Origin of the sequence: Lactiplantibacillus paraplantarum (assembly GCF_003641145.1) — a bacterium.
Classification (GTDB): domain Bacteria; phylum Bacillota; class Bacilli; order Lactobacillales; family Lactobacillaceae; genus Lactiplantibacillus; species Lactiplantibacillus paraplantarum.
Genome location: NZ_CP032744.1, coordinates 1,731,035 through 1,750,149, shown reverse-complemented (window position 1 = coordinate 1,750,149; position 19,115 = coordinate 1,731,035). Strand labels below are relative to the sequence as shown.

The 19,115-nt window shown below is 45.5% G+C and carries 14 protein-coding genes; all 14 read left to right on the top strand.

Going from position 1 to position 19,115, the window contains the following annotated elements:
* Positions 1-14 precede the first annotated feature (14 nt).
* The 14 genes from LP667_RS08390 (at position 15) to LP667_RS08325 (ending at position 18,798) form a co-directional block, all read left to right on the top strand.
* On the top strand, positions 15-1,724 hold the full coding sequence (locus LP667_RS08390) for a proline--tRNA ligase (RefSeq protein WP_021730800.1): 1,710 nt from the start codon (positions 15-17) through the stop codon (positions 1,722-1,724).
* A gap of 365 nt (positions 1,725-2,089) precedes the next feature.
* Positions 2,090-6,403, top strand: coding sequence for a PolC-type DNA polymerase III (locus tag LP667_RS08385; RefSeq protein ID WP_021730801.1), 4,314 nt, complete (start codon positions 2,090-2,092; stop codon positions 6,401-6,403).
* A 311-nt stretch (positions 6,404-6,714) separates the two neighbouring features.
* Positions 6,715-7,191, top strand: coding sequence for a ribosome maturation factor RimP (rimP, locus tag LP667_RS08380; protein ID WP_021730803.1), 477 nt, complete (start codon positions 6,715-6,717; stop codon positions 7,189-7,191).
* A 20-nt stretch (positions 7,192-7,211) separates the two neighbouring features.
* The gene (gene nusA, locus LP667_RS08375; RefSeq protein ID WP_021730804.1) at positions 7,212-8,432 is read left to right on the top strand and encodes a transcription termination factor NusA; all 1,221 of its coding nucleotides are present in this window, start codon (positions 7,212-7,214) and stop codon (positions 8,430-8,432) included.
* 44 nt (positions 8,433-8,476) lie between these two features.
* Positions 8,477-8,776, top strand: coding sequence for an RNase P modulator RnpM (rnpM, locus tag LP667_RS08370; protein ID WP_021730805.1), 300 nt, complete (start codon positions 8,477-8,479; stop codon positions 8,774-8,776).
* On the top strand, positions 8,766-9,071 hold the full coding sequence (locus tag LP667_RS08365; RefSeq protein ID WP_021730806.1) for a L7Ae/L30e/S12e/Gadd45 family ribosomal protein: 306 nt from the start codon (positions 8,766-8,768) through the stop codon (positions 9,069-9,071). The genes rnpM and LP667_RS08365 overlap by 11 nt, the downstream gene beginning before the upstream one ends.
* 14 nt (positions 9,072-9,085) lie before the next feature.
* On the top strand, positions 9,086-11,674 hold the full coding sequence (gene infB / locus LP667_RS08360) for a translation initiation factor IF-2 (RefSeq protein WP_021730807.1): 2,589 nt from the start codon (positions 9,086-9,088) through the stop codon (positions 11,672-11,674).
* Positions 11,675-11,697: 23 nt separating this feature from the next.
* A complete protein-coding gene (rbfA, locus tag LP667_RS08355; protein ID WP_021730808.1) occupies positions 11,698-12,051 on the top strand; it encodes a 30S ribosome-binding factor RbfA in 354 nt (117 codons plus the stop codon).
* Positions 12,052-12,720: 669 nt separating this feature from the next.
* A complete protein-coding gene (locus LP667_RS08350) occupies positions 12,721-14,163 on the top strand; it encodes an MFS transporter (RefSeq protein ID WP_021730809.1) in 1,443 nt (480 codons plus the stop codon).
* Positions 14,156-15,325 (top strand): chorismate synthase, encoded by a 1,170-nt coding sequence (gene aroC, locus LP667_RS08345; RefSeq protein ID WP_021730810.1) that lies wholly within the window; start codon positions 14,156-14,158, stop codon positions 15,323-15,325. Before LP667_RS08350 ends, aroC begins: the two co-directional genes overlap by 8 nt.
* Before the next feature lie 9 nt (positions 15,326-15,334).
* On the top strand, positions 15,335-15,862 hold the full coding sequence (locus tag LP667_RS08340; protein ID WP_021730811.1) for a hypothetical protein: 528 nt from the start codon (positions 15,335-15,337) through the stop codon (positions 15,860-15,862).
* A 13-nt stretch (positions 15,863-15,875) separates the two neighbouring features.
* The gene (gene aroA, locus LP667_RS08335) at positions 15,876-17,180 is read left to right on the top strand and encodes a 3-phosphoshikimate 1-carboxyvinyltransferase (protein ID WP_056988282.1); all 1,305 of its coding nucleotides are present in this window, start codon (positions 15,876-15,878) and stop codon (positions 17,178-17,180) included.
* Positions 17,177-18,274, top strand: coding sequence for a prephenate dehydrogenase (locus LP667_RS08330; RefSeq protein ID WP_021730813.1), 1,098 nt, complete (start codon positions 17,177-17,179; stop codon positions 18,272-18,274). The genes aroA and LP667_RS08330 overlap by 4 nt, the downstream gene beginning before the upstream one ends.
* A gap of 2 nt (positions 18,275-18,276) precedes the next feature.
* Positions 18,277-18,798 carry a shikimate kinase gene (locus tag LP667_RS08325; RefSeq protein WP_021730814.1) on the top strand — a complete coding sequence of 174 codons (522 nt, stop codon included), beginning with the start codon at positions 18,277-18,279 and terminating at the stop codon, positions 18,796-18,798.
* The last annotated feature ends 317 nt before the right edge of the window (positions 18,799-19,115 follow it).

Sequence of the window (19,115 nt, the reverse complement as noted above, 5' to 3'; positions counted from 1 at the left end):
GAGAAGATTTGTAGATGAAACAATCGAAACTGTTAATCCCAACCCTCAAGGAAGTGCCTAATGATGCGGAGGCCTTGAGTCATCAAATGATGCTACGGGCTGGCTATATTCGCCAGATTTCAGCGGGAATGTACGCCTATCTACCATTGGCCTACCGGGTATTAACAAATATTGAAAAAATTACCCGTCAGGAAATGGAAAACATTGATGCGGCTGAAATGCTAGTGCCAGCAGTCATCCCAGCTGAGCTGTGGAAAGCAACTGGACGTTATGAAACGTACGGTCCAGAATTGTTCAAACTGAAGAATCGGCATGACCGGGAATTTATTTTAGGCCCTACACATGAAGAAACGTTTACTTCAATTGTTCGTGATGAAATCAAATCATATAAACGGTTGCCGTTGACGTTGTATCAAATTCAAGCTAAGTATCGTGATGAGGACCGCCCGCGTTACGGGTTACTCCGTGGGCGTGAGTTTATCATGAAGGACGCTTATTCGTTCCATGCGGATGAGACGTCATTAGATGAAACATTTCAAGCGATGGCGCAAGCTTATCAAAATATTTTTGAACGGGTCGGTTTGAAGTTCCGTTCGATTATTGGTGACGGTGGTGCCATGGGTGGCAAAGATTCTCGTGAATATTCAGCAATCGCACCGGTTGGTGAAGATACGATCGTTTACTCGGATGCGAGTGATTATGCGGCCAACTTAGAAATGGCTCGGAGCTTGTATGTTCCTAAAAAGTCGCACGCTTCGTTGAAGGATATGGAAAAGATTGACACGCCTGGAGTTGGGACCATTGAAGACTTGGCGGACTTCCTGAAGGTGGGGGCTGATCAGCTAGTTAAGAGCATTCTGTTCATTGCGGATGATCAACCAGTAATGGCATTGGTTCGTGGCGATCATGAAGTCAATGATGTTAAATTGAAGAATTATCTTGGTGCTGATTTCTTAGATATGGCAACACCAGAACAGGCGCAACAATATCTTGGGGCCAGCTTCGGTTCACTTGGTCCGGTCAATGTTAGTGATGATGTGAAAATTGTTGCTGATCAGTATGTCAAAGACATGGCTAACATTACGGTCGGGGCCAATGAAGATGGCCACCACTTCACGAATGTTAACCCAGAACGGGATTTTCATGCTGAAGATTACGTCGATATTCGCTTTGTTCAAGAGGGGGAATTATCACCAGATGGTGCCGGCGTCTTGAAGTTTACAAAGGGAATTGAAATTGGACATATTTTCAAGCTAGGTACGCGTTATTCGAAAGACTTACACGCGGAAGTCTTGGATGCTAATGGTCGTAATATTCCAGTAATCATGGGATGTTACGGAATTGGCGTTTCACGGTTGTTATCAGCGATTGCGGAACAACGGGCTGATGAAAATGGTTTGATTTGGCCTAAAGCGATTGCGCCGTTTGACGTGCACGTCATTCCGGTTAACCCGAAGAAGGCTGATCAAGTTGAAGTTGCTGATCAAGTTGAAACGCAGCTAGAAGCCGCTGGGTATCATGTGTTGTATGATGATCGTAAGGAACGGCCTGGTGTAAAATTTGCTGATTCTGATTTAATGGGAATTCCTGCACGAATCACGATTGGGAAGAAAGCCAGTGAAGGAATTGTTGAAATCAAACTTCGTCAGACTGGTGAAACTTTGGAAGTTAAGCAGGAAGAAATTGCCAATAATTTGGCCGTCTTGTTGAAAAACATTGATTAGGATTTTGTGAAATAAAAATACGGCAACTACCCGTGGTTAGTCGCCAACAACAATCACCTGGTTGAAGTTCGTTGACTAGGTGATTTTTGTTGGCCGATTAATCACGTGGCTCAGTGAGCAGACTGTGATAAAATAGTAACGTTTCAAGCGAACGACTTGAACGTTCACTGAGGATTATTTAGATTAAGTTAGTGCTAGTTATCATTAGTATGCATTATGATCGTTGGCCGATTATTAAGGTCAGCAGCCATTTTTGAAGGCGCGTATGCTGACAATCGGTCGATGCTAATCATAATTCATGCCAGATTAACCAGCGCAACGCAGGTATTATCAACTGAGTCCAATTAACAAAAGGAGGACCACTGGTGAGTTTAAATCAACAAGAAATGTTTGAGAAATTGCTCGAACAAATTGAAATGCCAACGGGTCCTGAATTTACAGAAGCGATGATCGATAAGTTGACCGTTCATCAAGCTTCCAAAGTTTGGGAATTTCATCTGCATTTCCAACACGTTTTACCATATACACAATTTATGACTTTTCAAAACAAACTCCAAATTGCCTTTAAAGACATCGCACGAGTGACGTTTACAATTGCGACCGATGACACGGAAGTCAATGGTCGTGAGCTGGCTGAATACTGGGAATGGATCGTTCAACACAGCGGCATCAAGTCGCCATTAGTTCAATCGTTGTGTAATAGCAATGTGCCGACTTATGAAGATGGGCGTGTCATTTTATTAGCTGAAAATGAAGTCATTCAAAATTTTCTGACTAATCAAGCTCTGGGACCCATTGAAAGTACGTATCATCGTCTGGGCTTTCCGAAGTTTTCCGTCCACACCATGATCGATGAGAGTGCTTCTCAGGCCAAAATCAAAGAGTTTCATGAGCAAAAGGCGAAGTCTGACCAGGCACTTGCACAAAAAGCGGAAGCGGCTATCAAGAAAGCTAATGAAAAACGTCAAAAACAAGCTGATGCTCCCGCGCCAATTGAGGGTCCCGTTCAATTGGGAAAGCAAATCAATCCACAGGAGCCTGCGAAACAAATGGTTCAAATTACCGAAGAAGAACGATCAATCATTGTGGAAGGCTACGTCTTCGACATGGAAGTGCGTACGCTTCGGTCACAGCGGCAACTATTGATTCTAAAGGTCACGGATTATAGTTCATCAATGGTCGTCAAAAAGTTCTCACGGAATGCTGATGATGAAGCTCAGTTTGCGGCCTTGAAACCGGGTATGTGGGTTCGCGTGCGCGGCTCCGTCCAAGAAGATAGTTTTATGCGTGATTTGACGATTAATGCGTACGATATCAACGAAACGTCGCATGCGAGCCGTCAAGATACTGCACCAGCGGATGACAAACGGGTCGAATTACATTTGCATTCTAATATGAGTCAGATGGACGCGACTAATAGTGTTAGTGATTATGTGAAACAAGCCGCTAAGTGGGGTCATCCGGCAATTGCCATTACGGACCATTCTGGAGCGCAGGCGTTTCCAGAAGCTTTTGCGGCTGGCGAAAAAAACAACATCAAAATTTTATACGGTGTTGAAGCCAACATGGTTGATGACGGTGTCCCGATTGCCTATAACGATGCCCATGTTGATTTAAAGGAATCGACTTATGTGATTTTTGATACCGAAACGACGGGGCTTTCTGCTATTTATGATCGGGTGATTGAACTGTCAGCGGTCAAGATGGTCAAAGGGAACGTCGTTGATCAATTTGAAGAATTTATTGATCCCGGTTTCCATCTTTCTGAGACGACCACTAATCTAACGAGTATCACTGATGACATGGTGCGGGGTTCTAAATCGGAAGAAGAAGTTTTTAAACTATTCCGAGAATTTTATGGCGATGCGATCGTTGTCGGGCATAACGTGACATTCGATATTGGCTTTATGAACACGGGCTATGCACGACATCATATGGGGCCCATCACGAATCCAATTATTGATACGTTGACGTTAGCACGGTGGTTATACCCGAATTTGCGTGGATACCGGCTGAATACGTTAGCCAAGAAATTCAACGTTAATCTGGAACACCATCACCGCGCGATCTATGATGCGGAGACAACTGGACATTTGAATCATCTTTTCTTGAAGGATGCTGAAGAGCGCTATAAGGTCCAGTTCCATGATCAATTGAACGACCATATGAATGAGAATGCGGCGTATCGCCATGCCCGGCCATTTCATGCGACGCTCTATGCACAGACGCAAGCTGGGTTAAAAAACCTTTTCCGGATTATTTCCTTATCGAATGTTGAGTACTATTACCGTGTGCCACGCGTACCACGTAGTATTTTAAATAAGTATCGTGATGGTATTTTAGTTGGTTCGGCCTGTTCCAGTGGTGAAGTATTTACTGCGATGATGCAAAAGGGAAAAGCGGAGGCCCGTCAAAAGGCTGGTTATTATGACTTTCTGGAAGTGCAACCGAAACCTGCATATTCGGCACTGATTGAGAGTGGCTTAATTGCGGATACGGCCCATCTGGAAGAAATTATCAGTAACATGGTCGAACTAGGCCATGAAATGAATATTCCGGTTGCTGCCACGGGCGACGTCCATTATCTGAATCCTGAGGACAAAATTTATCGTAAAATTTTGATACATTCACAACCAGGTAATCCGTTAAATCGAACTGAACGTCCCGATGTGCATTTCCGCTCAACGGATGAGATGCTTAAAGATTTCGATTTCTTGGGCGCAGATACGGCCCACGAAGTCGTGGTTGAGACACCACGGGCGATTGCTGATCAATTTGAAATTGTGCGGCCAGTTAAGGACAAACTATATACGCCACGAATGAAGGGTGCCGAGGCGGAAATTGAAAAATTAACAATGGATCGGGCCCATGCGTGGTACGGGGATCCATTACCTGAAATCGTTCAAAAGCGGGTCGATAAAGAACTTAAAAGTATTATTGGCAATGGGTTCTCAGTGATTTATTTGATTGCGCAACGGCTTGTGTTTAAGAGTAATAAAGACGGGTATTTGGTTGGTTCCCGGGGGTCGGTCGGTTCTAGTATCGTCGCGACCTTGTCTGGGATTACTGAAGTGAACCCGATGCCACCGCATTACCGTTGCCCCAATTGCCAATATTCGCATTTTTATACGAATAACGAATATGGGTCAGGGTACGATTTACCACCTAAGGATTGTCCTGAATGTGGGACTGACATGGTGCGTGATGGGCAAAACATTCCCTTCGAAACGTTCTTAGGCTTTTACGGCAACAAGGTGCCAGATATTGATTTAAACTTCTCAGGAGACTACCAACCCATTGCCCATAATTACACCAAGGTCTTGTTCGGTGAGAAAAATGTGTATCGGGCTGGGACAATCGGTACGGTTGCTGATAAGACCGGTTATGGCTACGTCAAGGCGTATGAACGGGATACGAATCAAACACTTCGTTCGGCGGAAGTTGACCGATTAGCAAAGGGAACGACTGGCGTCAAACGAACGACTGGTCAACATCCGGCCGGTATCATCGTTGTGCCGGATTACATGGATATTTATGATTTCACGCCCGTTCAGTATCCAGCCGATGACCAGAGTGCGGCCTGGCAAACGACCCACTTTGATTTCCATTCGATTCACGATAATATTTTAAAAATCGATATTCTGGGACATGATGATCCGACAATGATTCGGATGTTGCAAGATTTGTCCGGCGTGCAACCTGAAAGTATTCCGCCGGTTGATCCGCACGTCATGAAGATTTTTTCGAGCCCCGAGGTTTTAGGGGTCACAGAAGACCAAATTTTTTCCAAGACGGGGACGCTTGGAATTCCTGAATTTGGGACGCGGTTTGTGCGGGGAATGCTTGAAGAAACCCACCCATCCACCTTTAATGAATTACTTCAGATTTCTGGATTGTCACATGGGACCGACGTGTGGTTAGGAAACGCTGAAGAGTTGATCAAGGATGGGACGGTTACACTGGCTGAAGTTATCGGTTGTCGGGATAACATCATGACCGACTTGATTCATTATGGCATGGAGTCTGACATGTCCTTCCAAATTATGGAACACGTGCGGAAGGGTCGTGGGATCCCGGATGAGTGGCAACAAGCGATGAAAGATGCGGACGTCCCGGATTGGTACATTGAATCTTGTCTAAAGATCAAGTATATGTTCCCGCGGGCCCATGCGGCGGCCTATATCTTAATGGCACTACGGGTAGCTTACTTTAAAGTGTACTTCCCGTTGATCTATTACACGGCATACTTCTCAGTTCGGGCAGATGATTTTGATCTGGTCGCGATGGCTCACGGTAAAGAAGCTGTCAAGGCATCAATGAAAGCCATTACTGATAAAGGAATGGATGCCAGTGCCAAAGAGAAAAACTTACTAACGGTCTTAGAATTAGCCAATGAAATGCTAGAGCGGGGTTTTAAGTTCTCAATGGTCGATCTTGAAAAATCGGATGCTTCGGACTGGCTGATTGATGGTGATACATTGATTGCCCCATTTCGGGCAGTACCAGGTTTGGGCTTGAACGTTGCCAAACAGATCGTGGCGGCCCGCGCAGATAAACCGTTCCTGTCGAAGGAAGATTTATCTAAGCGCGGCAAAGTTTCAAAGGGGTTAATCGATTTTATGACTGAAAATAGTGTGTTAAGCGATTTGCCAGATGAAAATCAATTATCCTTGTTTTAGTAGTCATTGTGCCCGGCTTTGTTAAAAGTTGATGAAACTTTAAGGTGAACGGCTCATTTGATACGACCGCGGGCTATCATCATCGTTGCCAACGAATTATGGTGACAAACTGTGATTTGACAGGCTTTCTGTCACTTAAAAGCGTGGCTAGCCGTTAATCAGCGTAATGGTCATTTGAATGCTATAAATGGCGTAAACTTGCGGTTCTTAGATAATTGTGCTAATATATGGGTTGTAATTTAAAACTCGTTAACGAGTGAGCAGCGATGCTCACTCTTTTTATTGGACTAATCTGAATAGGAGGCACAGCCTTGAGCAATAACGTTGTTGAAACCATTCAGCCAGTGGCCGCAGCCATTGTCAGCGCACACCAATTTGAACTCGTGGATCTTGAATTTGTTCGCGAAGGTCAAAGCTGGTATTTGCGAATTTATATTGACAAGCCGGGCGGCATTAATATTGAAGAATGTGCAATGGTTAGTGATGAACTTAGTGAAAAGTTAGATACCATGGATCCTGATCCAATTCCACAGGCCTATTTCTTAGAAGTCTCTTCGCCAGGTGCGGAGCGGCCCCTGAAGAAGGAAGCTGATTATCAAAATGCTATCGGTAAGTATGTGCACATTGGGCTATATCAGAAATTAGATGGCAAGAAGGTTTTTGAAGGTGACTTGACGGCCGTGACGCCGGCGACGTTAACCGTTGATTACATGGATAAGACACGTCATAAAACAGTGACGATTAACCGGGAACAAATCTCGCAAGCCCGTTTAGCGGTAAAGTTCTAAATAAGTAAAGGAGTCTACACATGAGCAAGGAATTATTAGGGGCCTTAGACACCCTCGAATCAGAAAAGGGCATCAAAAAAGAAGTTGTGATCGAAGCGTTGGAAGCGGCGTTAGTATCAGCTTACAAGCGTAATTATGGTCAGGCTCAAAACGTTGAAGTTGACTTTGATCAGATTAAGGGTAATATTCACGTTTACGCGGTCAAAGAAGTTGTCGAAGACGTCTTCGACTCACGTTTGGAAGTTAGTTTGCAAGATGCATTAGCCATCAACCGAGCTTACGAAATTGGTGATGATATTCGGTTTGAAGTAACACCTAAGAACTTTGGTCGGATTGCGGCGCAGACAGCTAAGCAGGTTATCATGCAGCGAGTTCGTGAAGCTGAACGTGGAATCATTTATGATGAATACAGCCAGTATGAAAATGAAATCGTGACTGGTGAGGTGGAACGTCAAGATAATCGGTTTGTTTACGTCAGCTTAGGTAAAGTAGAAGCTGTTATGGGACGTTCAGACCAGTTGCCTGGTGAAGTTTACCGGATTCATGATAAAATTAAGGTCTACGTTTCTAAGGTCGAAAACGCGACCAAGGGGCCACAAGTGTTTGTTTCGCGAACAGCGCCAGATTTGTTGAAACGTTTGTTTGAACAAGAAGTTCCCGAAATCTTTGATGGCATCGTCGAGATTGTTTCCATTGCTCGCGAAGCTGGTGACCGGGCTAAAGTAGCGGTCCGTTCTAATAATCCGAATGTTGATGCCGTCGGAACTTGTGTGGGTCCTAAAGGACAGCGGGTTCAAACGATTGTTAACGAGTTACATGGTGAAAACATGGATATCGTTGAATGGACGGATGACCAGGCTGTATTTATTGCCAATGCATTGAATCCTGCTGAAGTTTTAGATGTTATTTTCGATCCTGAAAATGAGCGGGGTTGTACCGTGGTCGTTCCTGACTATCAATTGTCATTAGCCATTGGTAAACGTGGTCAAAATGCCCGTTTAGCTGCTAAATTGACTGGTTTCAAGATCGATATTAAATCGGAAACCGAAGCTTCTGATATAATGGATGCAAACCCGAATGATATTGCCGCTGCTGAGACGGCCCCAGAAGCAACCACTGAGGAAGTACCAACAACAGCAACGAGTGAAGCCAGTAATGATGAAGCAGCAACGTCCGAAGCAGCAGTACCGGTGACTGATTCAGAAGCAGCCGTTGATGAACCAGCGAGTGATGCTGAATAAGTTGGTTGCTAAGTGAGTGAAGTAACTAAAGGAGGTCTGGGATTATGAAAAAAAGAAAAGTGCCGTTACGAAAGGACATTGTGACGGGTGAAATGCATCCCAAAAAAGACTTAGTCCGGGTCGTTAAGAATAAGCAAGATGAAGTATCCGTTGATCCGACCGGTAAAAAGCCGGGTCGCGGTGCTTACATCGCGTTAGACGTAGCGGTTGCGCAACGCGCCAAACAGGAAAAGACTTTTGATAAGGCGTTTGGTATTAAAGTTGACGCGGACTTTTACGATGAGTTAGTGGCGTATGTTGATCATCAACAAGCCCGAAAGGAACTTTTCGGTAATGACGCCTAACGAAGCTTGTTTAAACCTACTGGGCCTTTCACGGCGTGCCAGCAAGCAGATTACGGGTGAGGATTTAGCCTTGGCCGCAATTCGTAATCAGACGGCTAAACTAGTCTTTATTGCTAGCGATGCCGGTCCCACGACTGCCAAAAAATTCCATGATAAGGCCCAATCTTATGATGTTCCAGTGATCGATACCTTTACTAAAGCAGAGTTAAACACGGCTACCGGGAATAAACGAACTATTTATGCCATCACGGATGCCGGGTTTGCGAAGAAAATGGTGGCGATCATGACACGGTAAAGGAGGGTGAAGATATGGGGAAAAAGCGAATTTATGAATTAGCGAAGGAGCTCAACGTCCCAAGTAAGCAACTGATTGCGCAAGCACAGCAGCTGGGATTCTCCGTCAAAAATCATATGTCGACACTCGGTGACGGTGAGGCGCGTCAGTTACAAGGCGCTACCACGGTTACCCATCCTAAATCTCAACCGGCTCCAGCTAAAACTGGTCGGGCTGCGCAAACTGCAGCAAAAAATGTGACACGAACTGCTAATCAGCAGCAATCCAACTCGCGTCATCAACAGAGTGGTGATTCTTTGAATAATAATCGTAATAATAACCAAAATAATAGTCAAAGCCGTAACAGTAGCGGTAATCGTAGCAATAATAACGGTGGCAACCGCAGTAACAGTAATAACGGTAACCGTTCAACCAATGCTGCACGTAGTAACAGTACTCGGAATAGTAATGGGAACAATACGAACCGGTCTAACAACAGTACTAACAACCGGTCCAATAATAGTAACCGTTCAAATACGAGTGCTAACCGTTCGAACAATAGCAGTAATCGTTCCAATAATAGTAGTCAGAACCGGAATAATAACCGGAATACGACGAACAGCAACGCTTCAAACGGTAACCGGGGTAACGGGACTAGTAACAGCTCCCGTAACGGTAGTGGTCGCTTTGGTGGCAGTTTAAACAATAATAACAATGGTGGCGGTAATGGCGGTGGCCGTTATCGGGGTGGTAATAATAATAACCGGCGGCGCAATAACCGTAACAATAAGAGCCGCAATAATAAGAATCAACGAATTCGGCAAGTCAATAACAAGCCAGCCCCAGTTCGGAAAGATAAGCCATTGCCAGAAACACTGGTTTACACGGTCGGCATGAATGCTCAAGATTTGGGTAAGTTATTGCATCGTGAACCAGCCGAAATCATCAAGAAGTTATTCATGTTAGGCGTGGCAGTTAACCAAAATCAATCTTTGGATAAGGATACGATTGAAATCCTTGCCAGTGACTACGGCATTGAGGCGCAAGAAAAAGTGCAAGTCGATGTTACCGACTTAGACAAGTTCTTTGATGATGAAGTTAATAATACTGATAATTTGGCGCCACGAGCACCCGTTGTCACTGTCATGGGTCACGTTGACCATGGGAAGACGACCTTATTGGACCAATTACGGCACACTCACGTTACGGAAGGTGAAGCCGGTGGGATTACCCAAGCAATCGGGGCTTATCAAGTTAAACATGATGGCAAGACCATTACGTTCTTGGATACGCCTGGACATGCGGCCTTTACCGAAATGCGGGCACGGGGTGCGGACATTACTGATATTACCGTGTTAGTGGTCGCTGCTGATGATGGGGTCATGCCACAAACAATTGAAGCAATCAACCATGCGAAAGCCGCTAAGGTGCCAATTATTGTGGCCGTTAATAAGATCGATAAGCCTGGTGCTAACCCTAACCATGTGATGGAACAATTGACCGAATATGGTTTAATTCCTGAAGATTGGGGTGGTGACACGATCTTTGTTCAGATTTCAGCGAAGTTCGGTAAGAACCTTGATGAATTATTAGATATGATCTTGTTACAATCAGAAGTGTTAGAATTAACCGCTAACCCTAAACAAAATGCGGCTGGCTCCGTATTGGAAGCAAGTCTTGATCGTGGAAAGGGTTCAACTGCTACGTTGCTTGTCCAACAAGGGACAATGCATGTTGGTGACCCAATCGTCGTCGGAAATACTTACGGAAAAGTCCGGACGATGACTAATGATCATGGTAAGCGAATCAAGGAAGCTGTACCATCAACACCAATTGAAATTACTGGTTTGAACGATGTGCCTGATGCGGGTGACCGGTTCGTGGTCTTTGATGATGAAAAGACGGCGCGCGATGCTGGTGAACAACGTGCCAAACAAGCTTTGATGGAAGAACGGAAGCAAACGGCTCACGTCACCTTGGATAACTTGTTTGACTCAATGAAACAGGGTGAACTCAAGGAAGTTGATGTCATTATTAAGGCCGATGTTCAAGGTTCCGTTGAAGCGTTAGCTGGTAGTTTACGGAAAATTGAGGTTGAAGGCGTGCGGGTTAATATTATCCATACGGCAGTTGGGGCCATTAATGAAAGCGATGTTGCGTTAGCAGAAGCAAGTAACGCGATTATTATTGGGTTCAACGTCCGGCCAACGCCACAAGCGAAGGCCCAAGCTGACACTGATGATGTTGATATTCGTTTGCATCAAGTCATCTACAACGCAATCGATGAAATCGAAAGCGCGATGAAAGGGATGCTCGAACCAACTTATAAAGAAGAAATCACTGGTCAAGCCGAAATCCGTGAAATCTATAAGGTTTCTAAGATTGGGACGATCGGTGGTGGGATGGTCACTGATGGTGTTATCCATCGTGACTCCGGTGTCCGGGTCATTCGTGATGGTGTCGTTATTTATGACGGCAAGTTAGCTAGTTTACGGCGTTTCAAAGACGACGTTAAGGAAGTTAAACAGGGCTTTGAACTTGGTCTTCGGATTGAAGATTACAATGATATTAAGGTCAACGATGTCATTGAGGCCTACGTGATGAAGGAAGTCCCAGTGGAATAACCTTTAAAAAGGGGGATTAGCAGATGGCACAACATTATCGAGTTGGTCGTTTAGAACAAGAAATCGAACGTGAAGTTAATGATATTTTGTTAAAACGGGTTCGTGATCCACGAGTTGCGGGTGTCACTATTACCGGTGTGACGGTAACTGGCGACCTTCAACAAGCGACCATCTACTACAGTATTTTGTCAGATAAGGCATCCGATGGTGAAAAGACGGCGGCTGGATTGACTAAGGCAACGGGCTTAATTCGTAGCGAATTGGGTTCACGACTTAGCATCTATAAAACCCCGGAACTAACTTTTGAACGCGATCATTCGGTTCAATACGGTAGCCGGATTGACGAATTAATCAATAATTTGAAGCGTCAAGATTAGGCGGTTCAACGTTATAGTCGTTGTGAATCCATGTGGATTCACAACGACTATTTTTTTGAGCTCAATATTAATTGAAGCAGGCCTAAGTTGGCGGTGACCACCTCAACGCTGACTCCTCATCCAGCCGAATGGGTTTGCGGGAGGAAAACGCGTGATTGTAGCCATTGATTACCAGTCCGAAAGTCAGACTTAGGTCGCACTGACTAACTTGATGAGAAGCGCATTTTTGGACCGTTACATTAGTGATACCAATCCTTGATGTTATTTTGACGCTACTCAGTAAGCTTATTTAACAGTAATGGTAGCGGTTGCTCGAAATAATTAACTGCTCGATTTTAAAATTAAAATAAAATTAGGGTTGACGTATTAAAATGAGAATGTTTTAATATAAACAACCAATAAAACGGAAAGGAAAGATGAATATGACGACTTTAACCATCAATGCAACTTATTATTATGGCTTTGCTTATTTTAGGTAGCGCCCGTGTTGGAACCTTAGATACGGACGGCACCTACGTTCGTGTCTAAGCGAAGTCAATTCATCTTGGCCAGCTAGACACAGTGAGTCTAGCGGCAAGCATATCATCAAATGAGATTAAATTTTGATGAGCCGGCTAGATTCTTGGAATCTAGCCGGCTTTTTTTATTTCCATTAAGGAGTTGTTGTTTATGCACAAGCATCAATTATCAGTCAGTCTTTACTTAAACTACTTTGTTCACGGCATTGGCTTAATTATTTTAACGCAAAATATGCAGGCCTTAGGTCAACATTGGCAAGCACCACTAGCGACCGTTTCTTACGTGATTTCGGGGATTGGAATCGGCCGTTTGCTCGCCTACTTTATTCTCGGCAACTTATCGGATCGCTTCGGCCGTAAAGTCTTTGTCAATCTGGGGATGCTCAGTTACTTGATTTTCTTTGTTGGAATGGCGGTTGTGACCAATATTCAACTTGCTTATGGGTTAGCAATTTTAGCAGGAATCGCGAATTCGGCATTGGATGCGGGAACTTATACGACATTTATCGAAATGGGTGGTCGGCAGGGTTCTGCGAATGTGTTATTGAAAGCATTTATGTCTGCCGGCGAATTCTTATTGCCTTTGTTGGTGGCTAATTTTGAAGCTCAGAAAATTTGGTATGGCTGGTCATTTATGTTAGCGGCTGCGATTTTGATAATTAATGGAGTGTTACTGAATCGGCAACAGTTTCCAGCTAAAAATCAATCTAATTCAGATGCGGTCGTTGTAGGACAACAGCAATCTAAAACACGACGGTGGCTAGCTACAGTAGGCTTAGCAGGCTATGGTTACACTTCGATGGCCCTCATGATTCTCTACACACAATGGGTCAGTCTATTTGCAACGAGGACCTTTCATTTTTCCTCGGTCCTGGCGCATTGGCTACTTTCACTCTACAGTATTGGCTCAATCACCGGCGTTCTTGTGATTTTTTGGTTGTTACGTCGCGGTGTTGCGGAAACTAAATTGTTAGTTGCGATGAATAGTGGTTCGTTATTGGCGCTAGCGGTGATTTGTTTTAGTCCGGTTGCTAGCGTATCCATGTTGGCGGCATTTAGTTTTGGGTTCACTGCTGCGGGTGGTGTGATGCAGGTCGGTCTTAATTTGTTTATCAAATGCTATCCGCATATCAAGGGTCGAATTACCGGTATTTACTTCACGTTTGGTAGTCTGGCTTCCTTTACGATTCCGCTGATGACTGGGTGGCTTTCAAAGCAAAGTGTGGCGACGGCGATGCGCTTTGATTTATTAGTTGGTCTCATTGGCCTAGCTTTTGTCGGCTTAGCTGCTTGGGCGCTACATATGCCGGCAACGCTCAACCAAGAACGGCAACGGATCAACCACATTGATCGTCAGATTGTTCGGTTACTCAATCAGCGTTTTGACACGGTGACAACTATCGGTGAGTTGAAGCAACAGCAACAGCTGCCGGTATTAGATCAGCAGCGTGAACAACGCGTCTTACAGCAAGTTGCTGTTAAAAGTACGCAAACGGCACACACACCTTACCTACAAGCAATCTTTCAGGCGATTATGCATAACTCACGAGCATACCAAACAGATCTACACAAGGAGGATATGAAACATGATTAATTACGTTACAGCGGGTGAATCTCACGGGCCCCAATTGACTGGAATTCTGACTGGTATTCCAGCAGGCCTTAAGTTAGACATTGCAGCTATTAATGCAGGATTAGCAGCACGCCAAGGTGGCTTTGGTCGCGGCAATCGGCAACAGATCGAACATGATACGGTTCAGGTCAGTGGCGGCGTCCGTCACGGGGTCACGCTGGGGTCGCCCATCGCACTAACAATTATGAATCGAGATCACGCTCACTGGGCAGCTATCATGGATCCCGTTAGTCCCGCCACGGCCACGAATACGTTGCGGCAAGTCACACGACCACGACCTGGACATGCTGATTTGGTTGGGGGCATGAAGTATGGTCATCGGGATCTGCGTAACGTGTTGGAGCGTTCCTCAGCTCGTGAAACGGCCATGCGCGTGGCGATTGGTCAAATCTGTAAGCAGTTACTAATGCAATTAGATATTCAATTAATTGGTTACGTTCAGCAAATTGGTACCAAGCAAGTCACGAATGATTTGGCGTTGACCGTTGACCAGTTACGGGCACGAATCAGTCAGAATGATTTGCGATTACCAGATGCAGCACTGGTTCCTGAAATTCATGATCTTATTACGGCAACCAAGAAAGCTGGTGACACTTTAGGTGGTGTGATTCGGGTCGTTGCGGAAAACGTTCCGGCTGGCCTAGGAAGCTACACGAATTGGGATACAAAGCTAGATGGTCAATTAGCGGCTGCGGTGATGGGTGTCAATGCCATGAAGGGTGTTGAGATCGGTGATGGGTTTGCGGCGGCTGATCACTATGGTAGTCAAGTGATGGATGAAATCAGCTGGGACGAGCAAACTGGTTGGTCGCGGCTAACGAATCATTTAGGTGGTTTTGAAGGCGGCATGACTAACGGAATGCCAATCATTGTGAAAGCAGCGATGAAGCCTATTCCAACGCTATACAAGCCGTTACAAAGTGTTGATATTGCGACCAAGGTGAGCCAAAAGGCGAGTGTTGAACGCTCCGATACGACCGCGATCGCACCGGCATCAATCGTAGTAGAAAGCGTGGTGGCCATCGAACTAGCACGGGCGTTAACCGCCACTTTTGATGGTAGTAACTTAGTTCGTTTCCAACAAACGGTCGCAGATTACCGTGAAGCGCTTCGAAAGTACTAGGAGGGACGCATGCAAATTCATACTTTGGGTCCTGAGGTTACGGATAGTTATGCGGCAGCGCAAGCGTATAATCATCGGGATCTTCAGGATCAGGCAAAGATTGTGGGGCACCCTAGTTTTGAGATGATTTTAGCTAATTTAGCTGTTTACTCGGGCGACCGCTTAATTATTCCAGCCGCTTTTAAATCGACAACGTTACACGCAAGTTGGGGTGATGTCCATTATGCGTTATTGTCCCAATTAACACTACTGACTTGTTTTATGACTAAGTTAGACCCGTTAGTCGTGATCCAGCGATTGGATGCTGACAATCAGATTGGGTATACCCATGCGGCGACCGCGCAATTGCTGACAAGATTAGTGCATAACGTTACGGTCCAAGCGGTTGCTAGCAAGTATTTGGCTTATCAAGCCTATCAGCAAAATCAGGCGGCCTACGTGTTAACCAATGAGAAAAACGTAACTTTAACAACGCATGAACGACAACTGACGCGTTTGACACCTTCGATGGTGTGGTGTGTCTATCAAATAAATTAGGTGATGATAATTGATGATAAAAAAATTAATGACGCGGCCCATCAGTGGCTTACAGGGAACGTTAACGGTACCAGGCGATAAGAGTTTATCGCATCGGGGCTTGATCTTGGGGGCCATTAGTCAGGGCACTACGACGCTGCACCACTTTTTACCGGCGGCTGATTGTTTATCGACGTTAACGGCGCTGCAACAATTAGGGGTCCCTATCATGCGGGATGGTACAACGGTGACGATCATTGGCCAGGGATTACGCGGGCTGACGCAGCCAAAGCAAGAATTAGATATGGGCAACGCGGGTACGGCGACACGTTTACTTGCTGGTCTGCTAGCTGGTCAATCGTTTACGACCACCTTGGTTGGAGATGCGTCACTTAGTCAGCGACCAATGGAACGGGTGCGCCAGCCCTTGCAAGCGATGGGCGCCAAGTTACAATTAACGGCCGGCCATTTACCAATGACGATCGTTGGACAAATATTACATGGAGGTCGTACAGAGATGCAAATCGCCAGCGCCCAAGTCAAGAGTGCGTTAATTTTAGCGGCCCTTCAAGCTGATCAACCGAGCACGATTATTGAAAAACTACCTACTCGTGATCATACTGAACGGCTATTACAACAATTTGGGGGTCAAATCGAAACCGCGGCTGATCAACGGACGATTACAGTGCACCCTAAGCCGGTCTTGCATGGGCAGTCATTAACGATTCCTGGGGATTTTTCCTCCGCCGCATTTTTCATCACAGCGGCAACAATCATCCCGAATTCTCATATCCGGCTAGTGAACGTAGGATTGAATCCAACGCGGACTGGGCTATTAACGATCTTACAACGAATGGGCGGCCAAGTAACGGTTGACCAACAGCAACAGGCAGGTGAGCCAGTTGGCACGATTGATGTCGCGTATGCGCAACTACAGCCAGTACGATTAACCGCGGCTGAGATTCCTGCCGTAATTGATGAGTTACCTCTGGTAGCCCTGTTAGCGGCAACCGCTGACGGAATCACGACAATCAGTGGGGCGGCTGAATTGCGGGTCAAAGAAACGGATCGGATTGCAACGATTGTGACCGAGTTACAAAAACTCGGGGTGCAGATCACGGCCCAACCGGATGGCTTTACTATTGATGGTCGTAAATCTTGGCATCAACCAACGATGCCGTTAGCAAGTCATGGGGATCACCGGATTGGCATGATGATGGCAATTGCGGCGTTACGGTTGGCAGCTCCGAGCGAATTACAGACCGCCGAAGCGGTGAATATTTCATACCCAACGTTTTTTGAAGATTTAGCCCGCCTAAGTCAGGAGGTACCAGCATGACGACCGTATTGATCAAAGGATTGGGATTGATTGGCAGTTCATTGGCGCTGGCCATTAAGCAAGCACACCCAACAGTTCGCATCATTGGAATGGATCGCGACGCTGCCAGCCTGAGTTACGCGTGCCAACAAGGTATGATCGATGACAGTGAAATCGACTTAGCAGCGACAGCGAGCCAGGCCGACATCATTATCTTAGCCGGTCCCGTCAATGTAATTGTGGCTGACTTGCAACAATTGGCAACCGTGGCGTTAAAGCCAGGTGTGCTCGTGACGGATGTTGGCAGTACGAAGCAAGTAGTTATGCGAGCTGCACGGGCACTACAAGAACGGGGTGTCACTTTTGTTGGCGGTCATCCCATGGCTGGTTCACATAAGTCAGGAGTGACGGCCGGCCGTGCTAACCTCTTTGAAAATGCTTTTTACTTTTTGGTGCCGGGACTTGCTGCCGAGTCGGCTGTTGAACAATTACAACAACTATTGCGTGCAGCTCGCGTAAAATGGTTAACGGTTACAGCGGTGCAACACGATCGCATTGTGGGCCAGTTAAGTCATTTGCCGCATGTGATTGCTGCTGCCTTAGTTAATCAAACGCAACAGGCCTTAGCGGATTCGCCACTCGGACTACGGCTAGCGGCTGGGGGTTTTAAAAGCATTACCCGGATTGCCAGCTCTGACCCGACGATGTGGGCGGCGATTTTGATGACTAATCCTGAATTAATAACCAATCAATTGCAGGATTATATTAACCAATTAACACATATAAAAATGGCAATTACGGCGCGTGACCAACAAACATTACATGAATTTTTTGCGGCTGCTAAAGTAACTCGTGACCACTTAGGGCCCGAACAGCTTGGCGGGTTGCCTAACTTCTTCGATTTATTTTTAAACGTTCCAGATCAGGTCGGGGCAATTGCAGATGTGACGCAACGGTTGGCCCGAGCTCAGCTTAGTTTGATCAACATTCATATTTTAGAAATTCGTGAAGATATTGACGGGGTGTTGCAATTGACATTTAGTGATGCCAACACCCAAAGCCAGGCTGCAACGTTACTTGTGGCAGCGGGCTATCAGATTGTGAGGAGGAATTAAACATGCAAGCAATTTTAATTGGATTTATGGGTAGCGGTAAAACAACGGTCGGTCGGATTTTGGCGCGGACGTTGGCGACTGAACATGCTGATTTGGATGATTTGATCGTTCAACGGGCCGGACAACCAATTACGGCGATTTTTGCGGAGCACGGGGAGGGGTATTTTCGCCAGTTGGAACATCAAACCTTGCTCCAAGCGCTTGGAACGCCGGGGATTTTATCAACTGGTGGTGGGACACCAACGATTACTATGAATGCCGTAAGTTTAAAGCAAAGTGCAGTGCCAGTTATATGGTTAACGGCCAGTGACCAAACAATCATTGACCGGGTCCAAAATGACGCTGGCCGGCCATTGGTCAATGAATTGGATCGTAGTGCGCTCTTAGCATTGAAAAAGCGTCGTCAAAGTTTATATGCGGCTGCGGCTGATTTGACAATTGCGACTGATCGATTGACACCCCAACAAATTGCTCAGCAAATACAAAATTGGTTAGGTCGCCAGCAAACGGCACTTCAAGCTTGATCGATAAAGTAATCAACAACTATTGCCAGTCTGTCACAAGATTAGATTGATGAATCATTGATAATGACCGTGCAGTGCCTGAATTCAGGGCGGCACGGTTTTTCTACGTCTTATTAATAAAAATATGATTTATTGGTTGAATCTACTGTGATGCTAGCTATGCCGGCTTTTAATCATTATACATGCATTGTGCTAGTTATTATTTAGTATGAATCATGATTAAAAATGGCTATTTCTAAGTTTAAAAGCTACTAGCTGAGTCCGTCGAAAATCGTACATTTAACGAAAAATCACTTGATTAGCGCGTTCTACGCCGG

Excerpts from the sequence above, each read along its gene's own strand:
- LP667_RS08330 (WP_021730813.1), top strand. The coding sequence starts at position 17,177 with ATGACGACCGTATTGATCAAAGGATTGGGATTGATTGGCAGTTCATTG.
- aroA (WP_056988282.1), top strand. The coding sequence starts at position 15,876 with ATGATAAAAAAATTAATGACGCGGCCCATCAGTGGCTTACAGGGAACG.
- nusA (WP_021730804.1), top strand. The coding sequence starts at position 7,212 with ATGAGCAAGGAATTATTAGGGGCCTTAGACACCCTCGAATCAGAAAAG.
- aroC (WP_021730810.1), top strand. The coding sequence starts at position 14,156 with ATGATTAATTACGTTACAGCGGGTGAATCTCACGGGCCCCAATTGACT.
- infB (WP_021730807.1), top strand. The coding sequence starts at position 9,086 with ATGGGGAAAAAGCGAATTTATGAATTAGCGAAGGAGCTCAACGTCCCA.
- rbfA (WP_021730808.1), top strand. The coding sequence starts at position 11,698 with ATGGCACAACATTATCGAGTTGGTCGTTTAGAACAAGAAATCGAACGT.
- LP667_RS08340 (WP_021730811.1), top strand. The coding sequence starts at position 15,335 with ATGCAAATTCATACTTTGGGTCCTGAGGTTACGGATAGTTATGCGGCA.
- rnpM (WP_021730805.1), top strand. The coding sequence starts at position 8,477 with ATGAAAAAAAGAAAAGTGCCGTTACGAAAGGACATTGTGACGGGTGAA.
- LP667_RS08350 (WP_021730809.1), top strand. The coding sequence starts at position 12,721 with ATGCACAAGCATCAATTATCAGTCAGTCTTTACTTAAACTACTTTGTT.
- LP667_RS08390 (WP_021730800.1), top strand. The coding sequence starts at position 15 with ATGAAACAATCGAAACTGTTAATCCCAACCCTCAAGGAAGTGCCTAAT.
- LP667_RS08365 (WP_021730806.1), top strand. The coding sequence starts at position 8,766 with ATGACGCCTAACGAAGCTTGTTTAAACCTACTGGGCCTTTCACGGCGT.
- LP667_RS08325 (WP_021730814.1), top strand. The coding sequence starts at position 18,277 with ATGCAAGCAATTTTAATTGGATTTATGGGTAGCGGTAAAACAACGGTC.